11 protein-coding genes are annotated in these 14314 nt (G+C 70.0%); 6 read left to right on the forward strand and 5 right to left on the reverse strand.

All coding sequences use genetic code 11. The features are described 5' to 3' along the window. Positions 1-10: 10 nt before the first annotated feature. From CES90_RS10015 to CES90_RS10025, 3 genes are read right to left on the reverse strand one after another with little or no spacing between them, the layout of a single operon-like run. Positions 11-922: an ABC transporter ATP-binding protein gene (locus CES90_RS10015; RefSeq protein WP_189780932.1), complete on the reverse strand. Its 912-nt coding sequence runs from the start codon at positions 920-922 to the stop codon at positions 11-13. Then, complete coding sequence (locus CES90_RS10020) at positions 919-1857, reverse strand: ABC transporter permease subunit (protein WP_189780931.1); 939 nt, start codon at positions 1855-1857, stop codon at positions 919-921. Before CES90_RS10020 ends, CES90_RS10015 begins: the two co-directional genes overlap by 4 nt. Further along, entirely contained in the window at positions 1847-2836 is a 990-nt protein-coding gene (locus CES90_RS10025) for an ABC transporter ATP-binding protein (protein WP_189781102.1), read from the reverse strand. The genes CES90_RS10020 and CES90_RS10025 overlap by 11 nt, the downstream gene beginning before the upstream one ends. A gap of 381 nt (positions 2837-3217) precedes the next feature. Here CES90_RS10025 and CES90_RS10030 point away from each other — a divergent pair, with 381 nt between their 5' ends. From CES90_RS10030 to CES90_RS10055, 6 genes are all read left to right on the forward strand, one after another. Next, complete coding sequence (locus tag CES90_RS10030; RefSeq protein WP_189780930.1) at positions 3218-4066, forward strand: M24 family metallopeptidase; 849 nt, start codon at positions 3218-3220, stop codon at positions 4064-4066. Next, complete coding sequence (locus tag CES90_RS10035) at positions 4063-5847, forward strand: SDR family oxidoreductase (protein ID WP_189780929.1); 1785 nt, start codon at positions 4063-4065, stop codon at positions 5845-5847. Before CES90_RS10030 ends, CES90_RS10035 begins: the two co-directional genes overlap by 4 nt. A gap of 100 nt (positions 5848-5947) precedes the next feature. Beyond that, on the forward strand, positions 5948-6889 hold the full coding sequence (locus CES90_RS10040) for a MerR family transcriptional regulator (protein WP_189780928.1): 942 nt from the start codon (positions 5948-5950) through the stop codon (positions 6887-6889). Positions 6890-7018: 129 nt separating this feature from the next. Then, positions 7019-7567 carry an RNA 2'-phosphotransferase gene (locus tag CES90_RS10045; protein ID WP_189780927.1) on the forward strand — a complete coding sequence of 183 codons (549 nt, stop codon included), beginning with the start codon at positions 7019-7021 and terminating at the stop codon, positions 7565-7567. 59 nt (positions 7568-7626) lie between these two features. Further along, complete coding sequence (locus CES90_RS10050; protein ID WP_189780926.1) at positions 7627-8529, forward strand: LLM class flavin-dependent oxidoreductase; 903 nt, start codon at positions 7627-7629, stop codon at positions 8527-8529. 142 nt (positions 8530-8671) lie between these two features. Beyond that, positions 8672-9541 carry an HAD family hydrolase gene (locus CES90_RS10055; RefSeq protein WP_189780925.1) on the forward strand — a complete coding sequence of 290 codons (870 nt, stop codon included), beginning with the start codon at positions 8672-8674 and terminating at the stop codon, positions 9539-9541. A gap of 162 nt (positions 9542-9703) precedes the next feature. On the opposite strand, the gene cydD is transcribed toward CES90_RS10055, so the two are convergent. Next, positions 9704-13204, reverse strand: coding sequence for a thiol reductant ABC exporter subunit CydD (cydD, locus tag CES90_RS10060; protein ID WP_189781101.1), 3501 nt, complete (start codon positions 13202-13204; stop codon positions 9704-9706). Positions 13205-13300: 96 nt separating this feature from the next. Further along, positions 13301-14305: a cytochrome d ubiquinol oxidase subunit II gene (cydB, locus tag CES90_RS10065; RefSeq protein ID WP_189780924.1), complete on the reverse strand. Its 1005-nt coding sequence runs from the start codon at positions 14303-14305 to the stop codon at positions 13301-13303. Positions 14306-14314: the final 9 nt, after the last annotated feature.

A 14314-nucleotide genomic window follows, 5' to 3' on the forward strand; every position in this document is an offset into this window, starting at 1 on the left:
CTTCGGCCTCCTACGCCGCGACGAGATACGAGAAGACGGACTCAAGGGACTCGTCCGACGGTGAGACCGTGAGCAGACGGATGCCGTGGTCCCGGGCCACCCTCGGCAACAGGGCGGTGAACCGGCCGAAGTCGACGGCCTGGATGCGCAACGCGCCCTCGGTCAGGTCCACTTCGATCCCGGCGGTCGACGGGTCGGCGATCAGCGCGGCGGCCAGGGCCCGGTCGTCGCTGGAGCGCACCAGATATCGGTGCGGACGGTCGGTCATCAGACGCCGGATGCGCCGGAAGTCGCCGCTCGCCGCGTGCCGCCCGGCGACTATCACCTCGATGTGGGCGGCCAACTGCTCCACCTCTTCGAGGATGTGGGACGAGAACAGCACGGTGCGGCCCTCGCCGCCCATGCGCCGCAGCAGGTCCATGAGCTGCATGCGCTGGCGTGGGTCCATGCCGTTGAAGGGCTCGTCCAGCAGGAGCAGGGACGGCTCGTGGACCAGCGCGGACGCCATCTTCACGCGCTGGCGCATGCCCTTGGAGTACGTCGAGATCTTGCGGTCCTGCGCGTACTCCATCTCCACCGTGGCGAGCGCCCGTTGGGCGGCCTTCGCGCCGAGTCCGTGCAACTCGGCGTTAGCAACGACGAATTCACGGCCCGTGAGGAAGTCGTACATCGCCTCGCGCTCGGGGACGATGCCGATGTGCTTGTAGATCTGCTCGTTGCGCCACACCGGCCGGCCGTCGAGGGTGACGGAGCCCGTGGAGGGGGCGAGGAAGCCGCCCATCATGTTGATGAGCGTGGACTTCCCGGCGCCGTTCGGACCGAGCAGGCCGGTGACACCCGGACCGATCGTCATCGTGACGTCGTTGACCGCCACCACATTGCCGAACCAGCGCGATACGTGGTCGATGTTGAGCGTGGTCACAGCCCGGCCTTTCGGTAGCGGCGCATCAGCAGGCCGTAGCAGCCGACGATGAGACCCAGGACGACGAGGAGGTAGACGGCTCCCTGCACGCTGGACGGCCCATGACCACCCGGGAAGTTGGAGGTGGCGCCCAGGAAGGCCGTCTGCACACCGTCTATGAGCGTGATGGGTGAGAAGAGGCCGAGCCAGGGCACCGCGTCACCGCTGTTCTGCACGTCGGCGATGGCCTGGACGACGGACACAGCCCCGTAGGAGATGGTCAGGACGGCGATGACGGCGGCGATGCCGAAGCCGCGGCGCGGAGTGACCGCCGAGATCACCAGGCCGATACCGGCGAAGAGGAGCGACAGCAGTGCCACGGACACCAGTCCCTGCCCGAATCCCTTGGTCTGGTCGGTGAAGTCGAGTTTGGCCAGCAGCGCGCCCACGTAGAGAACGATCAGCGGCACGGTGGTGAGGATGAAGAGCGCCGAGGTCAGTGCCGCGAACTTCGCGCGGACGTAGTCGGCGGTCTCGATCGGGCGCGAGAAGTACAACGGCACGGTCTTGAAGCGCAGGTCGCGTGAGACGGACTGGGGTGCCTGGGAGGCGACGTACAGGCCGATCACCGCCTGCATGATGATCGCGTAGTCGGTGTACTTGATGGGCAGGTCGTTGGCCTGGGTGGCGACCGCGACCGCCACCATGATGGCGGCGGGGGCGCACATCACCGCGAAGAGCAGCATGGGCAGCACCTTGGACTTGGCCGAGCGGCCGAGTCCGTAGGCGCCGCGCAGGGACTGCGAGTACAGCGAGCGGCGGGCGTAGGCGCGGCCCAGGCGGGGGCCGTCGTAGTTGCGATAGCCGATGTTGTGGATGCGGCTCTGTTCGCCCGCGTGTGTGGGCTGTTCGCCGACGCGGGCCGGGGCCTGTGCCCGGGTCTGCTCAACCGCCATGGCCGACCGCCTCCTTCCGTGCGTCCTGCGAACCATGGGCGTTCGCCTGCTCGTCGCTGTCCTTGAACACCTCGGCGATCTGATGCCTGCGCTGCTCCATGCGGACCAAGCCGAGGCCCAGGTCGGCGACGACGTCGCGAACCAGGTCGTAGGTCTCCTCACCCTGGGCGGTGAGCAGCAGGATGTGCCCGGCGCCCGGGAGGCCGCTGCCGTCCGAGACGGTCACCCCGCGCGCGTGGAGCGCCTCGCGCAGCGCGCCGGTGCCGTCGGGGTGCTCGTCGGTGTCCGTGACCTCGATGGCGAGCGTGGCCGTGCTCTGGGTGAAGTCCCTGGTGGAGCTGGACCGCAGGAGCTTTCCGCCGTCGACCACGACGACGTGGTCACAGGTGCGCTCCAGCTCGCCGAGCAGATGGGAGGTGACCAGGACGGAGATGCCGAAGTCGGTGTGGATGCGGCGGATCAGTCCGAGCATCTCGTCGCGGCCGACCGGGTCCAGACCGTTGGTCGGCTCGTCCAGGAAGACCAGCTGCGGGTCGTGCACCAAGGCCTGGGCGAGCTTCACGCGCTGCTTCATACCCGTGGAGTAGCCGCCGATGGGGCGGTACCGCTCCTCGTACAGTCCGACGTGGCGCAGGGTGTCCGCGGTGCGCTCACGTGCGGCGGTCGGCGGGAGCCCCGACATGCGGGCCATGTGGACGACGAATTCGGTGGCCGAGACGTCGGGCGGCAGGCAGTCGTGCTCCGGCATGTAGCCCACGCGCTCCCGGATGTCGCCGCCCTTGCTCGCGACGTCGAGTCCGAGCACCTCGGCACGGCCCTCCGTGGCGGGGGAGAGACCCAGCAGGATCTTGATCAGTGTGGACTTGCCGGCGCCATTGGCACCGACGAGTCCCGTCACACCGGGTCCGATGTCCACGGAGAGCCGGTCAAGAGCGGTCACCCTCGGGAACCGCTTGCTCAGGCTTTCGGTCGCGATCACAGTCACGAATTCGACATTAGGGCTGCCGGACGTGGCGGTCGTCACCCCGCAGAGCTGTCTGCGTCTCACTCTCGAGTCGTACGGGCCCGTAGGGGGTATCAGCCGCCGGTCCCCCTAGGGGTCACCCTGAGGTCGAACAACGGAAGGCGCGAACGCCGAGCCGCGACGGCCGCCACGAGACCAAAGCCCCACGGTCACCGTGAAGTTGAACGGCCGGCTTCCCCGTTTCGTTCCCCCAGCTTTCCACAGTTCTCGCGCCCGACCGGTTTTCCACAGGTGCAGCACACCCCGATTGACGCAGCCTCCAATGACTGTCACATTCGCCAGTGTCACATTGCGAACACGGACCGCAGTCGACGAAGGACGGGTGGAGGCGGTGGCATGACCTCGGCGGTGAAGGGTGAACGCGCGACGGAGCTCGAACGGTTCCGGCAGGTGCAGACCCTCGCGTACGAGTGCGCGGAAGCGGTCGCGGCGCAGCTGAAGCCGGGCGTGACCGAGCGCGAGGCGGCACGGATGCAGCGCCGCTGGCTGCGCGAGCGCGGGGTCCAGGACTGGTTCCATCTGCCCTTCGCCTGGTTCGGCGACCGCACGGCGTTCGTGAACTTCCGCATACCGTTGCAGTTCTTCCCCACCGACCGCCGCCTCGAGCCGGGCATGCCGTTCATCCTCGACATGGCCCCCATATACAAGGGCTACACGGCGGACATCGGCTACTCGGGCTGCCTCGGCCCGAGTCCCCTGCACGACAAGCTGATGGCGGACCTGGAGGCGCACCGCGACCTGATCCTGCGCGAGGTGCGCGAGCGGCGGCCGCTGCGTGAGATCTACGCGGACGTGGACCGGCTCATGGTCCGCCAGGGATACGCCAACCGGCATCGCGCGTACCCCTTCGGCGTCATCGCGCACAAGGTGGACCGGGTGAAGGAGCGGCGCTGGTCACCGCATCTCTTCGGGTTCGGTACGCAGTCACTGAAGGGGCTGGCGGCCGACGCGCTGCACGGGCACCGCGACGGCTGGTCACCGCTGTGGTCGCCGTACCGGTTCTCCGACCACCCGCCGCGGGCGGGGCTGTGGGCGGTCGAACCGCACCTCGGTTTCCGGGGCACGGGCGCGAAGTTCGAGGAGATCCTGGTCGTCACCGACTCCAAGGACCACGAGGAGAGCGCGTTCTGGCTGGACGACGACCTGCCCCACGTCCGGCGGTGGGCGGAGGAGAAGTGCCGATGAGCGAGGGGGAAAACATGAGGCGTGCGGTGGCGCTCGAAGGCGCGCGGGAGCGACGGGTGCGCGCGGACGGAGTCGAACTGTCGGTCGCCGAACTGGGCGATCCGGTGCAGCCGACCGTGGTGCTCCTGCACGGCTACCCCGACTCCAAGGAGGTCTGGTCCGAGGTCGCCGTACGCCTCGCCGAGCACTACCACGTGGTGCTGTACGACGTCCGCGGCCACGGCGGTTCGACGGCACCGCGGCCCCTGCGCGGCGGGTTCACGCTGGAGAAGCTGACGGACGACTTCCTGGCGGTCGTGGACGCGGTCAGCCCCGATCGGCCCGTGCACCTGGTGGGCCACGACTGGGGGTCGGTGCAGGGCTGGGAGTTCGTGACGGTCGAGCGCACCGAGGGCCGCATCGCGTCCTTCACCTCGATGTCGGGACCTTCTCTCGATCACTTCGGCCACTGGATCAAACAGAGCGTCAAGCGCCCGACCCCACGCCGGATCGGCCGGCTCCTCGGCCAGGGCGCCCGGTCCTGGTACGTCTATCTGCTGCACACGCCCGTGCTGCCCGAGCTCGCCTGGCGCGGTCCGCTGGGCAAACAGTGGCCCGGACTGCTCCAGCGGAGCGAAAAGCTGCCCCCGGGGCGCTACACCGCACCATCGCTTCCGACGGACGCGGCGCACGGAGCATGGCTGTACCGCGACAACGTACGGGCGCGCCTGAGCAAGCCCCGCGACGACGCGTACGCGCACGTGCCCGTCCAGCTCATCACGCCCCTGGGCGACACGTTCCTGTCCGAGCACCTCAATGACGAACTGGAGCTGTGGGCTGCGCAGTTGACCCGCCGCACCGTCTCCGCCCGGCACTGGCTCCCGCTCACACGCCCCGACCAACTGGCCGCCTGGATCACCGAGTTCGTCACCGCCACCGAGAGCGGGCGGACCGCGCCGGTGGCCACCGGAAAGTACGCGGACCGGTTCGGTGGACAGTTGGTGCTGGTCACCGGCGCGGCCGGGGGCATCGGCCGGGCCACCGCCTTCGCGTTCGCCGAGGCCGGCGCACGCGTGGTCGCCGTCGACCGGGACACGGAGGGCGCGGCCCGCACCGCGGAGCTGGCCCGGCTGATCGGCGCACCCGAAGCCTGGGCCGAGACCGTCGACGTCTGCGACGAGCAGGCCATGGAGAAGCTCGCCGCGAAGGTCGCCACCGAGTACGGCGTGGTGGATGTGCTGGTGAACAACGCGGGGATCGGGCTCTCGGGGTCCTTCCTCGACACCACCCCCGAGGACTGGCGGAAGGTCCTCGACGTCAACCTGTGGGGTGTCATCCACGGCTGTCGGCTCTTCGGCAAGCAGATGGCCGAGCGCGGACAGGGCGGCCACATCGTCAACACCGCCTCGGCGGCGGCGTATCTGCCCTCCCGGACACTGCCCGCGTACAGCACCTCCAAGGCTGCCGTGCTGATGCTCAGCGAGTGCCTGCGCGCGGAGTTGGCCGGGAGAGACATCGGAGTCTCGGCGATCTGCCCCGGCATCGTCAACACCAACATCACCTCGACCGCGCGTTTCGTCGGCGTCGACGCCGAGGAGGAGAAGCGCCGCCAACAGAGGACCGCTCGGCTGTACGGGCTGCGGAATTACCCGCCGGAGAAGGTCGCGGACGCCGTCCTGCGCGCGGTCGTACGCAATCAGGCCGTCGTCCCCGTCACCGCGGAGGCCCGCGGCGGCCGCCTCATGTCCCGCTTCACCCCGAGAGCTCTGCGCGCACTCGCCCGCCTGGAACCGCCCCTGTGAGCCCCCTCGAGCCGGGCACCACGACCACAGGGCGGAGCACTACGCCTCCCGGAGCTCGCCGGAAGCGTGGCGGGCGAGGGAAGAAGGAGGCAGGAGGACCGTGAACGACCAATCGCCCGGGGCCGATTACCGCATCGAGGACCTGGCGCACCGCAGCGGCGCCACGGTTCGTACGATCCGCGCCTACCAGGACCGCGGACTGCTCCCCCGGCCCGAGCGGCGCGGCCGGGCGAACGTGTACTGCGACGCCCACCTGACCCGGCTGCACCAGATCGCCGACCTCCTCGACCGCGGCTACACCTTGGCCTCCATCAAGGAACTCCTGGAGGCGTGGGACACGGGCCGCGGCCTCGGTGGTGTCCTCGGCCTGGTCGCGGAGGTCGACGGGCCGTGGACGGACGAGGAGGCCGTACGCATATCGCGGGCCGACCTGGTCGCGCGGTTCGGCGGCGCTCCGGACGAGGCTGCCGTGGCGGACGCGGTCGAGCTCGGCGTACTGAAGCCCGTGCCTGGCGAGGAGGACCTTTTCCTCGTACCGAGCCCCCAAGAGCTGGCGGTGGCCGCCGAGTTGCACGGGACCGGGGTCCCGCTGTCCGCGATCGCGGGCCATCTGCGGGAGTTGAGAGGCCAGGTGGAGCACATCGCCGCCCGTTTCCTGGACTTCACCACCGAGCACGTTTTCGCGCGCTACCTGGGGCGGCACCAGCCGCCGACGGAATCCGAAGCGGCCGAGGCCGCGGCACTCGTACGACGGCTACGACCGCTCGCACAGCAGACGGTGGACGCCGAACTCGCCCGGGCGATGCGGCTGTTCGCCACCCGACAGCTGCGCCGGCACCTCGACTCGGAGGCCCCCGCCGAGCGCTCGGAGGAGTCGTGCTCGGTAAGGATCCCGGTGTCCACGATGCGGGCCGTGGAGAAGCTCGTTGGTCCCGAGCAGACTGCGGCTTTCATTACGGCGGCGGCCGAACGGGAGGTACAGTCACGCACCTTGGACGCGCTCACTGCAAGGCGCGACAAAGGAAGCGGAATTACCCAATAGCCCTGAACCAGACGGTTAGTTGTCCACAGAATCTTCAATTCCCCTGTGGATAACTCCACTTGGCTGTGGATCAAACATTCGGATCAAAATCAGGTGCGTGACACGTGTCTCGCCGGGCACGCTGGCGAGATGGACGAACGACGCACCGTGAAGGTGTCGAAATACCTCTCGAAGCACCTGCGACACCAGCCGGAGCGGATCGGGCTCACGCTCGACGAGGCCGGCTGGGTAGAGATCGACACGCTCATCGAGGCGGCCGCCGCACATGGCTTCCGCTTCACCAGGGCGGAGCTCGACCATGTGGTCGAGTTCAACGACAAACGACGCTTCGCCGTCGAGGACGGCCGCATCCGCGCCAGTCAGGGCCACACCGTCGAGGTCGATCTCGGCCTGCCCTCGGCGACCCCGCCCCCGTATCTCTACCACGGGACCGTGGCGGCCTATCTGGGCGCGATCCGGGCCGAGGGCCTGCGCGCGATGAACCGCCACGCCGTGCATCTGTCGCCCGACCGCGAGACCGCCACCCGGGTGGGCGCCCGCCGCGGCCGCCCCGTCGTGCTCTGCGTGGACGCCGGCGCCATGCACCGCGACGGCCACGTCTTCCGCGTCAGCGACAACGGCGTCTGGCTGACCGAGGCCGTACCGCCCGACTACCTGCGCTTTCCGGAGTCGCGCTGAGCCCTGGCCGGGCCCGACGCACGTAATCCGGACCCCGCGGCTGCGCTTACGCTCGGTGTATGAGTCTGCGTCTGAGCACCGTGATCCTGCCGTACCTCCGCTGGCACGAGGGGGGCCGTGCGGCCTGGCAGCGGGCCGAGCAGCTCGGGTTCCACACCGCGTTCACATACGACCACCTGTCGTGGCGGACCTTCCGCGAGGGGCCGTGGTTCGGCGCCGTACCGACCCTGACCGCCGCGGCCGCCGTCACCGACCGTCTGCGCCTCGGCACCCTCGTGACCTCGCCGAACTTCCGCCACCCGGTGACTCTCGCCAAGGAACTGATCTCCCTCGACGACATCTCCGGCGGCCGGATCACCCTCGGTGTCGGCGCGGGCGGCACCGGCTTCGACGCCACCGCGCTCGGCCAGGAGCCGTGGACGCCACGCGAGCGCGCCGACCGGTTCGCCGAGTTCGTACCCCTGCTCGACCGGCTGCTCACCGAGGACTCCGTGTCGTACGAGGGCGACCACTACTCGGCTCACGAGGCACGCAACATCCCCGGCTGTGTCCAGCGGCCCCGGCTGCCCTTCGCCGTGGCCGCCACCGGGCCGCGCGGGATGCGGCTGGCAGCCCGGTACGGGCAGGCGTGGGTGACCACGGGGGACCCCAAGCTGTACGAGACGGGCACCCCTGAACAGTCGATTCAAGCCATTCGCGGGCAGGTCGAGAAGTTGGCCGTCACGGCCGCCACGCTCGGACGTGACGCGGCCGGACTCGACAAGATCCTCCTCACCGGTTTCACCCCCGACCGCGGTCGACCGCTCGAGTCGGTGGACGCGTTCGTGGACTTCGCGGGCCGACACGCGGAGCTGGGTTTCACCGACATCGTGATTCACTGGCCGATCCCGGACTCCGACTTCGCGGCGGACGAGAAGCTGTTCGAGCAGATCGCCATGGAGGCACCGGCCCAGCTGTCCTGAGCCCGCGTGATCGTGACGGTCGCAACAGAACACGGCAGTCGGGCCGTATCCGCGCAGGTAGAACCAAGGCGCATGGGACGGTAACACTCACCCGTGCGGGCGTTCGCACAACCGTGCGCGCATATACGCGAGAATGGGATCCGTGACCTCAGCGACGAGACAGCCCGAGACCCCGGCCCCGACCGTCCCGCCCCGGCTGATAGCCACGGATCTCGACGGCACCCTGCTCCGAGACGACAAATCGGTCTCCCCCCGTACGGTCGCCGCTCTCGCGGCCGCCGAGCAGGCGGGTATCGAGGTCTTCTTCGTCACCGGCCGCCCGGCCCGCTGGATGGACGTCGTGAGCGAGCACGTCCACGGCCACGGCCTCGCGATCTGCGGCAACGGCGCGGCCGTGGTCGACCTGCACGGCGGCCCGGGCGCCCACCGCTTCGTCAAGGTCCGTGCAATGGCGCGGGAAAACGCGCTCGACGCGGTGCGGCTGCTGCGCGAGGCCGCGCCGGGAACCGTGTACGCGGTCGAGCAGACGTACGGCTTCAACCAGGAGCCCGAGTACCCGAAGCTCCACATGGAGGTCCCCGACACCCTCGCGCCCGCCGAGAAACTGTTGGCCCCGGGCGGTGTCGCCGACGACGAGCCGGTCCTGAAGATCCTCGCCTACCACCCCTCGCTCGACCCCGACGCCTTCCTCGCCACAGCCCGCATCGCCGTCGGCGACCGCGCCACCATCACCCGCTCCAGCCCCAGCGCCCTGCTGGAGATCAGCGGCCCGGGCGTCTCCAAGGCCAGCACCCTCGCCCTGTGCTGCGCCGAACGCGGTATCTCCCACGAGGAGGTCGTCGCCTTCGGGGACATGCCGAACGACGTCGAGATGCTCACCTGGGCGGGCCAGTCGTACGCCATGGGCAACGCACACCCGGACGTCGTCGCGGCCGCCTCCGGCCGAACCGTCGCCAACAACGACGACGGCGTCGCGGTCGTGATCGAGCGGCTGCTGGCGGCTCGACCGTAACCACGACCGCCAAGACCGAAGCCGGATCCTCCACCCCGTACTTGAGCGGCCACGGCATGGGCCGCGCCCGACCCCGGCGTGCCCCGTGCCTCGAAGTGCAGGTGCGAACCGGGGGAGTTGCCGGTGGCGTCCGACTGGCCGATCCACCCGGAAACCCGGCGCTCAAACCCGTGCCAGCAGCTCCCCCGCCGCCTCCCGCTCGACCATCGTCCGCAACGGGCCGTCGACGGCGGCCAGTTCCTCGAACGTCCCGCGCTGCGCGATCCGCCCCTCCGCCAGTACGACGACCTCGTCCACGGCCTCCAGTCCGGCCAGCCGGTGGGTGATCAGCAGGGTCGTACGGCCCTCGGTCGCGGCCAGCAGATCCGCGGTGAGCGCGTCGGCGGTGGGCAGGTCGAGGTGTTCCGCGGGCTCGTCGAGGACGAGGACCGGGAAGTCGGCCAGCAGCGCGCGGGCGAGGGCGAGCCGCTGACGTTGGCCGCCGGACAGCCGCGCCCCGTGTTCGCCTATCAACGTGTCCAGCCCGTCGGGCAGTTCGTCGACCCAGTCCTGCAGCCGCGCTCGCGCGAGCGCGTCACGAAGTTCCGCCTCCGTGGCGTCCTTCCGGGCCAGCAGAAGGTTCTCCCGCACGGAACTGTCGAAGAGGTGCGCGTCCTGGGCACACAGCCCGACGAATCGCCGTACGTCGTCACCGTCGAGCGCGTAGGCGTCCACACCGCCCAGGGTGTACGTCCCCTCACGCGCGTCCAGGAAGCGCAGCAGCACCTGCGCGAGCGTCGTCTTGCCCGCCCCCGAGACACCGACCACGGCGATCCTGCGCCCCTGTTCGAGGGTGAGGTCCAGTCCGGCGATCGCGTCCCGCTCCTGCCCCGCGTACCGGGTGCCGAGCCGTGCGAGCCGCAGCGGGAACGGCGACACCGGCGCCTCGGCCGGCTCCTCCGGTTCGCGTACGGGGTCGGGGGCATCCAGCACCTCGTACACGCGCTCCGCGCTCCTGCGCACCCGCTGGCGGAACTGGACGGCGAGCGGCAGCCCCAGTACGGCCTCGAACGCGGCCAGCGGGGTGAGCACGACGACGGCCATGGCCACACCGCTCAGCCGCCCGTCCACAACCGCCTGTGCGCCCAGCAGAGCCGTGGCCGCGACGGTGAGCCCGGAGAGGAGCGCGGTGAGTCCGTTGCCGAGCGCGGTGGCGGTGGCGGCCCGGGAGGCGATCCGGGTGAGCACCCGGTCGGCCCGCCGCGCCTCGGCGGTACGAGCGGGCAGAGCACCGGCGACCGTCAACTCCGCGGTGCCGGTGAGCAGGTCGGCCACCCGGGTGGCCAGCACGCCACGGGCCGGCGCCAACCGGTGCTCTGCCCGCCGGGCCACGGCCCCGGTCACCAGCGGCACGCCCGCCCCGGCGGCGAGCAGCCCCACAGCGAGTGCGACCCCGGCCTCGGACAGCAGCCAGGTGGTGAACCCGACGGAGGCGGCGGACACGACCACCGCGGCTCCGGTGGGGAGCAGCCAGCGCACCCAGTAGTCCTGCAGGGCGTCCACGTCGGCGACCAGCCGCGAGAGCAGATCGCCCCGCCGGCTGGTCCGCAGCCCCGCGGGCGCCAGCCGCTCCAGCCGCCGATAGACGGCCACCCTTGTGTCGGCCAGCATCCGCAGCACCGTGTCGTGCGACACCAGGCGCTCCGCGTACCGGAACACCGCCCGCCCGATACCGAACGCCCGCGTGGCCGTCACGGCGACCATCAGATACAGCACCGGAGGCTGCTGCGAGGCCCGCGAGATCAGCCACCCGGACGTCGCCATCAGCCCGACGGCACTGCCCAGGGCAAGGCTGCCGAGCAGCAGAGCGAGCGCGAGACGACCCCGCCGAGGGCCGGCCATGCGGCGAACCCGGCCCAGCACACTCCCACGCGTGTCCGGGACCAGGTCCTGCTCCTGGACACGCACGGTTTCCCGGTCGGCGGGGCGGCTCATCGCCGCCGACTCGACACGCCGGGTCCCGGACACCGCAACGGGCTCCGCGGAAGCCTCCAGTCGCACCACCCGATCAGCGACCCCCAGCAGCGCCGGCCGGTGCACCACCAGCAGCACGGTCCGGCCCACCGCCAGCCGCCGTACCGCCGCCACGACCTCCGCCTCGGTCTGCCCGTCCAGCGAGGCCGTCGGCTCGTCGAGGAGCAGTACGGGCCGGTCGGCGAGGAACGCCCGGGCGAGGGCGAGCCGTTGCCGCTGTCCGGCGGAGAGACCGGCACCGTCCTCGCCGAGCACCGTGTCGGCCCCGGCGGGCAGGGCGTCCACGAACTCCAGCGCCCCCGCGTCGGCGAGCGCCCGCCGTACCGCCGCGTCATCCGCCTCCGGACGGGCCAGCCTTACGTTCTCGGCGATCGACCCGGCATACAGGTGCGACCGCTGCGGCACCCAGGCCACGCGCGAACGCCACTCCGTCAGATCCAGCGAAACCAGATCGGCTCCCCCGACCGACACCCGGCCCTCGGTGGCCTCAGTGAACCCCAGCAGGACGTTCAGCAACGTCGACTTGCCCACACCGCTCGGCCCGACGAGGGCCACCGTCTCCCCGGGAGCCACGGTGAAGGACACGTCCGAGACGGCGTCGTACGACCGCCCCGGATACCGAACGGTCACCCCTTCGAAGCGGATGTCGGCGGAAGACGGAACGGGGGCGGTCCCGGACTTCGGCACCGGCGTCTGGAGTACCTCGAAGATCTCCTCGGCCGCCGCGAGCCCCTCGGCGGCAGCGTGGAACTGGGCGCCCACCTGCCGGAGCGGCAGATACGCCTCAGGGGCGAGGACGAGGATGACCAACCCGATGTAGAGGTCCATCTCGCCGTGCACGAGACGCATTCCAATGGTGACCGCGACCAACGCGACCGAGATCGTCGCGAGCAGCTCCAGTGCGAAGGACGACAGGAACGCGATCCGCAGCGTCCGCATCGTCGCCTGCCGGTACTCCCCGGTGATCCGCTTGATCGACTCGGCCTGCGACTTGGCCCGACCGAACACCTTGAGTGTCGGCAGCCCGGCGACGACGTCCAGGAAGTGCCCTGACAACCGGGACAGCAGCCGCCACTGACGATCCATCTGCGATCGCGTGGCCCAGCCGATAAGCACCATGAAGACCGGGATCAGCGGCAGCGTGCCGACGATGATCGCCGCCGACACCCAGTCCTCGGTGACGATCCGCGCGAGCACCGCCACCGGCACGACGACCGCGAGACCCAACTGGGGCAGATAGCGCGAGAAGTAGTCGTCGAGCGCGTCGACGCCCCGGCTGGCGAGGGCGACCAGCGAACCCGTGCGCTGTCCGCTCAGCCAGCCGGGGCCCAGCGCGGCGGCCCGTTCCAGCAACCGGCCCCGCAGCTCCGATTTCACAGCCGCGCTCGCGCGATGAGCGGCCAGCTCGGTCAGCCAGGAGACCAGCGCACGGCCGCCCGCAACGGCCACCAACAGCAGTAGGGGAGTTCGTAGTTCGGCGACCGACATCCCCTGCTGAAAGGCACCGACCACCACCTCGGCGATGAGCATCGCCTGTGCGATGACCAGTACCGCCCCGACAGCGCCCAGGCTGACCACTGCCACCAGGAAGAGGCGGGTGGCACGGGCGTACCGCAGCAGTCGCGGGTCGATCGGTTTCACGTGAAACACCCTCTTCTCGGCAGCATGTTTCACGTGAAACATGCCCCTTCGGTCCGGGAGGTGTGTTGCACGTGAAACATCGCCAAACACACCTCCCTGCTGGACTCAGTGCGCCGGCTCGGCGATGTGCTGCGTACCGATCCGCTTGCGGAACACCCAGTACGTCCACCCCTGGTAGAGCATCACGACCGGGGTGGCGATCGCCGCACACCACGTCATGATCTTCAGGGTGTACGGACTCGACGAGGCGTTGGTGACCGTGAGGCTCCACTCCTCGTTCAACGAGGACGGCATGACATTCGGGAAGAGCGTCAGGAAGAGCATCGCCACAGCAGCCACGATGGTGACCCCCGACAGCGCGAACGCCCACCCCTCACGTCCCGCCTGGACCGCCGCGAGCGCGGCCACCAGCGCGGCGACCGCCACACCCGCCGCCACCAGCGAGATGCCATCACCCTTCTCGATCTGGGTCCAGGCGAGGAAGAGCAGCGCCAGCCCAGCCGTCACCAGCCCGACCTGAAGAGCCAGCATCCGCGCCCGCTCCCGGATGTCCCCGACGGTCTTGAGCCCGACGAACACCGTCCCGTGGAAGGTGAAGAGCGACAGCGTGACCAGACCGCCCAACAGGGCATACGGGTTGAGCAGGTCCCCGACGTTGCCCACGTACTCGAAATCGCGGTCGATCTTCACCCCGCGCACGATGTTGGCGAAGGCCACACCCCACAGGAACGCGGGGAGCAGCGAGGTCCAGAAGATCGCCGTCTCCCAGTTGCGCTGCCAGTTCTCCTCGGGCCGCTTCGCCCGGTACTCAAAGGCGACACCGCGGACGATCAGGCAGACCAGGATGAGCAGCAGCGGCAGATAGAAGCCAGAGAAGAGCGTGGCGTACCACTCGGGGAAGGCGGCGAAGGTCGCGCCGCCCGCCGACAGCAGCCACACCTCGTTGCCGTCCCAGACGGGCCCGATGGTGTTGATGAGGACCCGCTTCTCCGGACGGTTCCGGGCCAGCAGCTTGGTGAGGACACCGACTCCGAAGTCGAAGCCCTCCAGGAAGAAGTAGCCGATCCAGAGGACGGCGATGAGGACGAACCAGACGTCGTGAAGTTCCATGACTGTGCT

It is taken from the genome of Streptomyces capitiformicae, from assembly GCF_002214185.1.
GTDB lineage: Bacteria > Actinomycetota > Actinomycetes > Streptomycetales > Streptomycetaceae > Streptomyces > Streptomyces capitiformicae.

Coding starts and splice junctions, on each gene's coding strand:
- CES90_RS10020 (WP_189780931.1), bottom strand. CDS start 1,857: ATGGCGGTTGAGCAGACCCGGGCACAGGCCCCGGCCCGCGTCGGCGAA.
- CES90_RS10030 (WP_189780930.1), top strand. CDS start 3,218: ATGACCTCGGCGGTGAAGGGTGAACGCGCGACGGAGCTCGAACGGTTC.
- CES90_RS10035 (WP_189780929.1), top strand. CDS start 4,063: ATGAGCGAGGGGGAAAACATGAGGCGTGCGGTGGCGCTCGAAGGCGCG.
- CES90_RS10045 (WP_189780927.1), top strand. CDS start 7,019: ATGGACGAACGACGCACCGTGAAGGTGTCGAAATACCTCTCGAAGCAC.
- CES90_RS10050 (WP_189780926.1), top strand. CDS start 7,627: ATGAGTCTGCGTCTGAGCACCGTGATCCTGCCGTACCTCCGCTGGCAC.
- cydB (WP_189780924.1), bottom strand. CDS start 14,305: ATGGAACTTCACGACGTCTGGTTCGTCCTCATCGCCGTCCTCTGGATC.